The following is a 7,287-nucleotide window of genomic DNA, read 5'->3' as shown; positions in this document are numbered from 1 at the left end:
GCCGCATGAGCGGACAGGCACGTACCTGGGCGGTCTATTCTGTCATCCAGACGGAACCGAACTGTCCAAGTCAAGTTCAATTGTCAAAAACCTAAATGGATTGACATTTCTGCTTGAGAAAGTGCAACAAACCGGGATTGTAAGAAAGTGGTGCAAGGGACGAGATTTGAACTCGCGGACCACTAAGGACTAGCCCCTCAAGCTAGCGTCGTTGGCCATGCTTGACTACCCTTGCACTCAGTACCCCAGAGATATAGATGTTGTTAATAAAGGTTTCCCGTAGGTCACCTGGACCAATAGGTCCTGGCAGCCTTACCCATTGCCAGAACATTCTCGTCCGTCGTCGAGATGGGGGTCTCGCATCCGGGGGCCAGTATGAAACCTCCCTCCTGACCAGCCGCATCTATCACGCCGTAGCAGGCGGAGGTGATCGATTCAGGGTTGCCCATCATCATGACCTGCACAGGGTCCACATTGCCCATTATCGAGATGTTCTTTCCTGCCGTTTCCTTTGCTTTGGCAGGATCGACCGCATGATCGAAGCTCAGGCAGTCCGCACCGGTCTGAGGCATCTCCTTCAGTATCTTCAGTGTATTTCCGCAGATGTGAACGAACGTGTGGACGTTGGAATCCATATTGTTGACATCTTTGACAATCTGCGTGATGTAAGGTGCTGAGAACTCATGGAACATGTCCGGAGATATCAGGTCCTCTGATGACGTCGGGTCCGCCATCCACATCACTGTCGCACCGGCCTCCAGCATACGAGTTTGCATCGCCGAGACGAAAGGTGTGGTCTTCCCGATGAGCTTCTTGACCATATCGGGATCCATCAGCATTCCCATGACCATGTTCTCTACGCCCATGATGTAACCTGAGGTGGTGATAGGCCCCCAGGACAGTCCGCAGATGTGGAGGTCTTCGGGCAGGATACGAGCAGTCTCCTCCAGAGCATCGACGAATACCTTCTGGAAGTTGGGGCATTCCGATGCGACACTGGGGTCGAAGAAAGCGAGTTGATCGATCTGTTCTGCATCCTCTGCGAGTGGCTTCAGGATCTGACCGTAATCATCCTCTGGGAAACGGACCTGCATGCCGAGGTCCATGAATGGAACCTGAGAGTCCAATACAGGTTTGACGAAATCGGATTTCGTCTTCACGGCATGGTCGACGGACACCTTTGCTGAAACCTTGGGGTCCCATCTGGCCGCGTCAACTGTGATGCCTGCGCTGCGTGCAGCGGTCGCTAGGACGAAGTTGTTGACAGGCGTCCTATCTGTCTTCTCATGGTTCAAAGCTGCTTCCACACAGTCCCTGTGCCCGGCATCAATCATGAGCCATGAAAGTTATTACAACCTTAAAATCCTATCACGGATAATCGGTACAACGATCACAGGCGTCCTATGATCTCGTTGGTGAATTCCTCGTTTGTCAGAGTCCCGAGGACATCGGGTGTCCTCTTCCCTGCGATATAGGCCTCGCAGAGAGCGCTCATGATCTCATCGGCTTCGTTTTTAAGCCCGAAATTCCTGAGCATTATGGCCGCGGACATTATAGCGGATGTCGGATTCTCATACCCTTCGGTTATCGTGTCGTCATACGTCGGTTTGTTGCAGGGCTTGAATAGTTTGTAATCGTTCCCAGCAAAGTAGAGGGGTCCGAGATGGTCGAAGCCGGTAAGGCCGCCGAGTATACCTGCGACGACCTGGTTGTAGAGGTCGACACAGACTATGCACTGGTCATTTCCGGGGTATTTGATAGAATGTGCCGCCCAGTCCTTGACGTTCAAAATCCTTGTCTTGTATACGTCCGACGGGAAGATGGATGTGAACGATTCTTTGAACATGTCGCTGCTCATAGGGAAGAAGTCGTCCCTGACCAGACAGGTGATCCTTTCCAGTTTCCTGGTCTCGACATTGTCCAGCGCCAGACTCATCATCCTGTTGTAAGCGTTGTTCTTGACGTATTTCGTCAGTGTGACGCCGTCGAGATCCGGCACTTCCGAGATCTCCGTATCGATGTTGTTGTTACTGCTCCAGAGAACGACGTCCATGCCGTCGACGCCCAGATCGGGTGAGAGGGTCTTGTAGTACCTCGCCCTGGCGAACAAGTCCAGATGGACCATGAGTGACTCGAGAGGATCCTTACCGTTCTCAGGGGTATAGACCGGACCGCTCATTATGACGTTGCATTCGTCCATAAGGTCCATGGTCTCGTGTGGAAGGTACTGTCCTGTATTGTCGAAGGCCGATCTACCTATCTCGCCGTGGACTATCTCTACCGAGTCCGTCACGGCCTTGATGATGCGTTCGGCGGATTGAAGCACCGGGGGCCCAACCCCGTCTCCGTCCAGGAACAGTACCTTGTCAGACATCAGAGTCTGTCCACCAGTGATGCGTAGATCATCGGGAGAGTGATGGTCGCGTCTCCTTCGACGGTCATCTTCTTTGCTTCAGGCTTTACCTTACCCCATGAGATGGCCTCTCTGAGCCTGGCTCCGGAAAGGGAACCGTCATACTCCTCGGCCGTGGTCAGGTATACGGCGTAATCCAATCCGCCGCGGAACTGATTCCACCAAATGACATGGTGCTTGGAGATTCCTCCTCCGATCATGAGCGCGCCGGTGTTGGTGGCGTGGTTCGTCATCTCGGAGAGCATCTGTTCGTCTCCGAAAAGATCGATCCTGAACTTCCTGTGGGTCTGGTAGTACATCCAGAGCTGGCATCCGAAGGATCCGTCTGTGATACCGGGAACGACGATGGGGATCTGATTCTTCCATGCCCAGTACATAAGCGAGTTCTCGTCGTTCATCCTCTTTCCTACCTCCCAGATGATCTCGTGGGTGGTCATCGAGTCCTTGCCCTCAAAAATCTCGTCGAACATGGGCAGGATCTCTCCTTCGAGGACCTCTCCGTAGCAGTCGTCGGGAACGAGAACATTTCCGAGCCTGGAGATCTCATACTCCTCCCTCAGCTTGGCATCATCCATCATGAAGTCGCCGTGGTAGTAGTGCTCATAGGTCCTGGAGATGTCGTGATCGAGGCATCCGCAGGTTGTGATGATCAGGTCTACTCTCTTGTTCTTGACCATGTCCACAAGGACACCGCGGGTTCCGGTGGCCATGATGCATGCGGGGAACGAGAGGATCTTCAGACAGTCCTTGTCCTTCTCCATCCTCTCGAGGATATCAGTGGCATCGGCCAGCTTCTGTGCTGTGAATCCTCCTGCACCGCTCATGTATCTCATGAGCTCGTCCACTGTCATTCCTTTTTTGACCTTGATGTCCTCAACTTCTATGAGTTCGAGTTCTGCTTCCTTCGACATTTTATCGTCTCTTGCTGACGGCTAGTAGGATGTGGATTAAAAGGGTATTGCTCCGAAAAGGTGGCTATGTCTCTTTATAGGTACCCGTTTTTATCTCGTGTACTTATATATGAGGACGATATCACTCGATTCAACCAAAAGATAGGGGTTATGAAATGATAGTCGATATTTTCGCTACAGAGAATCTGCTATTCATGATCCCGGTTGCGACAATTATCGCACTGATCTTCGCAGCTTACTTCTTCAAGGATGTCTGGTCCAAGGACAAGGGCACCCCTGAGATGCAGAAGGTTTCAGATGCGATCGAGACTGGTGCAATGGCTTACCTGAAGCGCCAGTACAAAACAATCGGAATCGTGATTGCAATACTCGCAGTCATAATCGCCCTCTGTACGTTCGTCGGAGAACCTTTCTCCAACTATCTGAACTACAAAGTGGCAATCGCATTCGTTATTGGTGCCGCATTCTCAATCCTCTCTGGATTCATCGGAATGAAGGTATCGGTCAACTCAAACATCAGGACATCCGCAGCAGCCAAGAGGTCGCTCGGTGAGGCATTCAAGACATCATTCAGGGGAGGAGCACTCTCCGGAATCGCAGTGTCTGCACTGTCCCTCTTCGGACTTTTCATGGTCGTCCTGATCTACAACGCTCTCATCGGAGACGGAGACGGACTCACTCCTTCCCTGACTCCCACACTCCACGCTGTCGTCGGATATGCCTTCGGAGCATCCTTCGCAGCTCTCTTCGCCCAGCTGGGTGGAGGAATCTATACCAAAGCAGCAGATGTCGGATCCGATCTCGTCGGAAAGGTCGAGGCCGGAATTCCCGAGGATGACCCCAGGAACCCTGCAGTCGTCGCAGACCTTGTCGGAGACAACGTCGGAGACTGTGCAGGTCGTGGAGCAGATATCTTCGAGTCGACCGCAGCAGAGATCATCGGTGCGATGGTCATCGGTACAGCCGTTGTATCCGTCGCCCCTTACCTCGGTAACAACTGGGTTTTCCTTCCCCTTGTCCTCATGGCATTCGGACTCGTCGCTTCCCTCGTCGGAATCGCAGTCGTCAGGATGAAGGAGGACGATGATGTCGTCAAGTCCCTCAACAAGGGTTACTATGTCACCATCGCACTGAACGTCATATTCCTGGCAGTCGGTACGTACTATCTGCTCGGAGAGGATTACTGGGTACACTTCTTCATCGCAGGACTCATCGGTATCGCACTCGGTCTTGCAATCGTTTACCTCACACAGTACTACACCGGCGACCACAAGCCCGTCAAGGGAATCGCAGCAGCATCCGAGACCGGAGCAGCTACGAACGTCATCGAGGGTATCTCGGTCGGAATGGAATCCACTGTTCTGCCCGTCGTCTGCATCGTTATCGCTATCGTCGCAACATACATGCTCGGATACACCGCAGCACCCGAAATCTTCGGAGTCAAGATCGACCCCACTACCTTCGGATTCTACGGAACCGCAGTCGGAACCATCGCAATGCTCGCCTCTTCCGCCTTCATCCTTGCTGAGGACACATTCGGACCCATCACCGACAACGCCGGTGGAATCGCCGAGATGTCCAACCAGCCTGAGGAAGTCAGGGACAGGACCGACAAACTCGACGCTGCAGGAAACACCACCAAGGCCCTTACCAAGGGATATGCAATGGCATCCGCAGCACTCGCAGCATTCCTGCTGTTCGCCGCGTTCTTCGAGATCGTCAGCGAAGTCAAGGGAATTCCTCTCAGTGAGGTCTTCATGGTCAACCTCGGTGACCCCCTCATCTTCGTCGGTGGACTCGTAGGAGCAGTGCTCGTGTTCTTCTTCGCATCCCTCGCAATCCGCGCTGTCTCCAAAGCAGCCGGTGAGATGGTCGAGGAGGTCCGCAGGCAGTTCCGTGAGGACAAGGGAATCCTCGCAGGTACTTCCGAGCCCGACTACGCAAAGTGTGTCGATATCGCAACCCGCGGAGCACTCAAGACAATGGTCGTCCCCGCTCTCCTTCCGATCCTCGTGCCGGTCATCTTCGGACTCATCATGAGGTATCTCCTCGGAGACTACGTCGAGGCATACCAGTCCGTCGGAGCACTCATCATGGTCGGAACCATCGTCGGAATCCTGATGGCTAACTTCCTCAACAACGGAGGAGGAGCTTGGGACAACGCCAAGAAGTATATCGAAGAGGGTAACCACGGCGGAAAGAAGTCGCCTGCACACGCAGCGGCCGTCGTCGGAGACACCATTGGAGATCCCTTCAAGGACACCGCAGGACCTTCCATCCACGTTCTCGTCAAGCTGCTGTCCACCATTTGTCTGGTGACCGCAGTCCTGTTCGTCTGAACGTAAGAAACCGAGGGGGTCACCCCCCCTCATTTCCCTTTTCATCCAGATTCTTATTCCTATATTACGCGTGGGCATAGTTTATATAAGAGTCCTCACTAACGTGGGTTATCAGAGGGCACGCTATGTACATGCTTACAGAAGTCGAAAAGGTCGTCCGTATCCCACCGGTCGAACTCAAAGAGGACATCGACAACGTCATCGACAGACTCACATGGGACGCCTACGAAGGCAGATTCAGCGAGGACAAGACCTTCACGGTACTGATCAGGAATGTCAGGACCGAGGGTCCGGGACGCATCGTTCACGGAGACGGTGCAGTCTATCAGACGGTGAAGTTCGATCAGATCGTCTTCAAGCCCAAAGAGAACGAGATCGTCGAGGGAGTGGTCGTAGAGGTCCTCAAGTTCGGCGCTTTCGTCAGATTCGGTCCCCTCGATGGACTCCTCCACATTAGCCAGGTAATGGATGACCGTGTGGACATCGACGAGACCAACCAGAGGCTCGTAGGAAAGGACAGCGGAAGATTCCTTGCAGTGGGAGACATTGTCAGGGCAAGGGTCGTCAGCATCGATCTCAACGAGAAGAATCCGCAGGACAGTAAGATCGGACTCACCATGAGGCAGCCCGGTCTCGGAAAGCTCCAGTGGATCGAAGAGGATGCAAAGAAGCACAAGGAATCGGAAGGTGATGAGTGATGGCAGTAATCGTCCAGAAAGCATGCAAGCAGTGCAGTTTCATCTCCGAAGAGGATGTGTGTCCCCGCTGCGGCGGACAGACCTCGAAGGAATGGCAGGGATACCTCGCGGTTCTCGATTTCGAGAAATCGGAGATCGCCAAGAAGATGGGAATCTCGGCCAACGGAAAGTACGCTCTCAAGGTACGCTGATGTTCGAGAGGGACCTTGTCCTGCCTGAGAAAGACAGGCAGATGTTCAAGGAACCGCTGGGAACGGAACTGTACGACAGCGATCTTGAAACGTTTCACGCTCAAACAACCTTAATCACCGTTGGGGACGTGGTATCCCTGACGTTCAGAAGACACGGCATAAGGCCTTTCCTGTCGATATACGACGGGATCACCGAGCGCCGTGAGATGACCGAGTTCGCAACCCTCGTGGAGAGCGAGGAGAAGGAGGAGGTCGTCAACCCCGCGGGAATGATCACCAGGCAACTGGTCGAGAGCATCCGCGGACGCATCGAAGGGTCCGGAGGACTGATAAAGGTCATCGGGGAAGAGGATCTGGCGCTGATGCCTGTGATCCTGTTCGCACCGATAGGCACCGATATCGTGTACGGGTGGCCCGGAAAGTGCATGATGCGCGTCACCACGGATGAAAGCATCAAATCCAAGATAGAACAGCTGATGTTCAAAATGGAGGAAGCAGAATGAAGATGGAAATCACGAACAAGAAAGAGAACCCCCTGTACAAGAGGGTAGAGGTGTACTTCACTCTCGACCACAACGGAGAGAGCACACCCGGAAGGAACGCCGTTGCTGAGGCAATCGCCAAGGAATGTAAGTCCAAGAGGGACTGTGTCGTCGTCGACAACATCGAGTCCGTCTACGGAAGGGGCATGTCCAAGGGATACGCAAAGGTCTACGAGTCCAAAGAGGCAGCACT

Annotated in this window: 7 protein-coding genes, 1 tRNA gene and 1 pseudogene (1 of these 9 cut by a window edge); 5 read left to right on the top strand and 4 right to left on the bottom strand. The window is 53.5% G+C overall.

Annotated features, from left to right (window positions below; translation table 11 throughout):
• Positions 1 to 148: 148 nt before the first annotated feature.
• The 4 genes from E7Z62_06870 to E7Z62_06855 all read right to left on the bottom strand — a co-directional run bounded on the left by E7Z62_06870 (position 149) and on the right by E7Z62_06855 (position 3,324).
• A tRNA-Leu gene (locus E7Z62_06870) sits at positions 149 to 235 on the bottom strand.
• Positions 236 to 284: 49 nt separating this feature from the next.
• The gene (locus E7Z62_06865; GenBank protein MBE6522826.1) at positions 285 to 1,334 is read right to left on the bottom strand and encodes a methyltransferase/corrinoid binding protein; all 1,050 of its coding nucleotides are present in this window, start codon (positions 1,332 to 1,334) and stop codon (positions 285 to 287) included.
• Positions 1,335 to 1,390: 56 nt separating this feature from the next.
• Positions 1,391 to 2,374: a hypothetical protein gene (locus E7Z62_06860; GenBank protein MBE6522825.1), complete on the bottom strand. Its 984-nt coding sequence runs from the start codon at positions 2,372 to 2,374 to the stop codon at positions 1,391 to 1,393.
• Entirely contained in the window at positions 2,374 to 3,324 is a 951-nt protein-coding gene (locus E7Z62_06855; protein MBE6522824.1) for a deoxyhypusine synthase, read from the bottom strand. Before E7Z62_06855 ends, E7Z62_06860 begins: the two co-directional genes overlap by 1 nt.
• A 155-nt stretch (positions 3,325 to 3,479) precedes the next feature.
• Here E7Z62_06855 and E7Z62_06850 point away from each other — a divergent pair, with 155 nt between their 5' ends.
• From E7Z62_06850 to E7Z62_06830, 5 genes and pseudogenes are all read left to right on the top strand, one after another.
• A complete protein-coding gene (locus E7Z62_06850) occupies positions 3,480 to 5,663 on the top strand; it encodes a sodium-translocating pyrophosphatase (protein ID MBE6522823.1) in 2,184 nt (727 codons plus the stop codon).
• 125 nt (positions 5,664 to 5,788) lie between these two features.
• Positions 5,789 to 6,361: a DNA-directed RNA polymerase gene (locus tag E7Z62_06845; protein ID MBE6522822.1), complete on the top strand. Its 573-nt coding sequence runs from the start codon at positions 5,789 to 5,791 to the stop codon at positions 6,359 to 6,361.
• Positions 6,361 to 6,552, top strand: a complete 192-nt coding sequence (locus E7Z62_06840; GenBank protein ID MBE6522821.1) for a DNA-directed RNA polymerase subunit E — start codon at positions 6,361 to 6,363, stop codon at positions 6,550 to 6,552. The genes E7Z62_06845 and E7Z62_06840 overlap by 1 nt, the downstream gene beginning before the upstream one ends.
• Positions 6,552 to 7,055: a DUF359 domain-containing protein gene (locus E7Z62_06835; GenBank protein ID MBE6522820.1), complete on the top strand. Its 504-nt coding sequence runs from the start codon at positions 6,552 to 6,554 to the stop codon at positions 7,053 to 7,055. Before E7Z62_06840 ends, E7Z62_06835 begins: the two co-directional genes overlap by 1 nt.
• Positions 7,052 to 7,287: pseudogene (locus E7Z62_06830) on the top strand (hypothetical protein); it runs 262 nt beyond the window's last position. The gene E7Z62_06835 and the pseudogene E7Z62_06830 overlap by 4 nt, the downstream one beginning before the upstream one ends.

This window comes from Thermoplasmata archaeon (assembly GCA_015063285.1).
In the GTDB taxonomy this organism is placed as follows: Archaea; Thermoplasmatota; Thermoplasmata; order Methanomassiliicoccales; family Methanomethylophilaceae; genus Methanoprimaticola.
Note: the sequence above shows the minus strand (reverse complement) of the source record. Positions and strands in the feature narration are given on the sequence as shown.

Excerpts from the sequence above, each read along its gene's own strand:
- E7Z62_06865 (MBE6522826.1), bottom strand. The coding sequence starts at position 1,334 with ATGATTGATGCCGGGCACAGGGACTGTGTGGAAGCAGCTTTGAACCAT.
- E7Z62_06860 (MBE6522825.1), bottom strand. The coding sequence starts at position 2,374 with ATGTCTGACAAGGTACTGTTCCTGGACGGAGACGGGGTTGGGCCCCCG.
- E7Z62_06855 (MBE6522824.1), bottom strand. The coding sequence starts at position 3,324 with ATGTCGAAGGAAGCAGAACTCGAACTCATAGAAGTTGAGGACATCAAG.
- E7Z62_06850 (MBE6522823.1), top strand. The coding sequence starts at position 3,480 with ATGATAGTCGATATTTTCGCTACAGAGAATCTGCTATTCATGATCCCG.
- E7Z62_06845 (MBE6522822.1), top strand. The coding sequence starts at position 5,789 with ATGTACATGCTTACAGAAGTCGAAAAGGTCGTCCGTATCCCACCGGTC.
- E7Z62_06840 (MBE6522821.1), top strand. The coding sequence starts at position 6,361 with ATGGCAGTAATCGTCCAGAAAGCATGCAAGCAGTGCAGTTTCATCTCC.
- E7Z62_06835 (MBE6522820.1), top strand. The coding sequence starts at position 6,552 with ATGTTCGAGAGGGACCTTGTCCTGCCTGAGAAAGACAGGCAGATGTTC.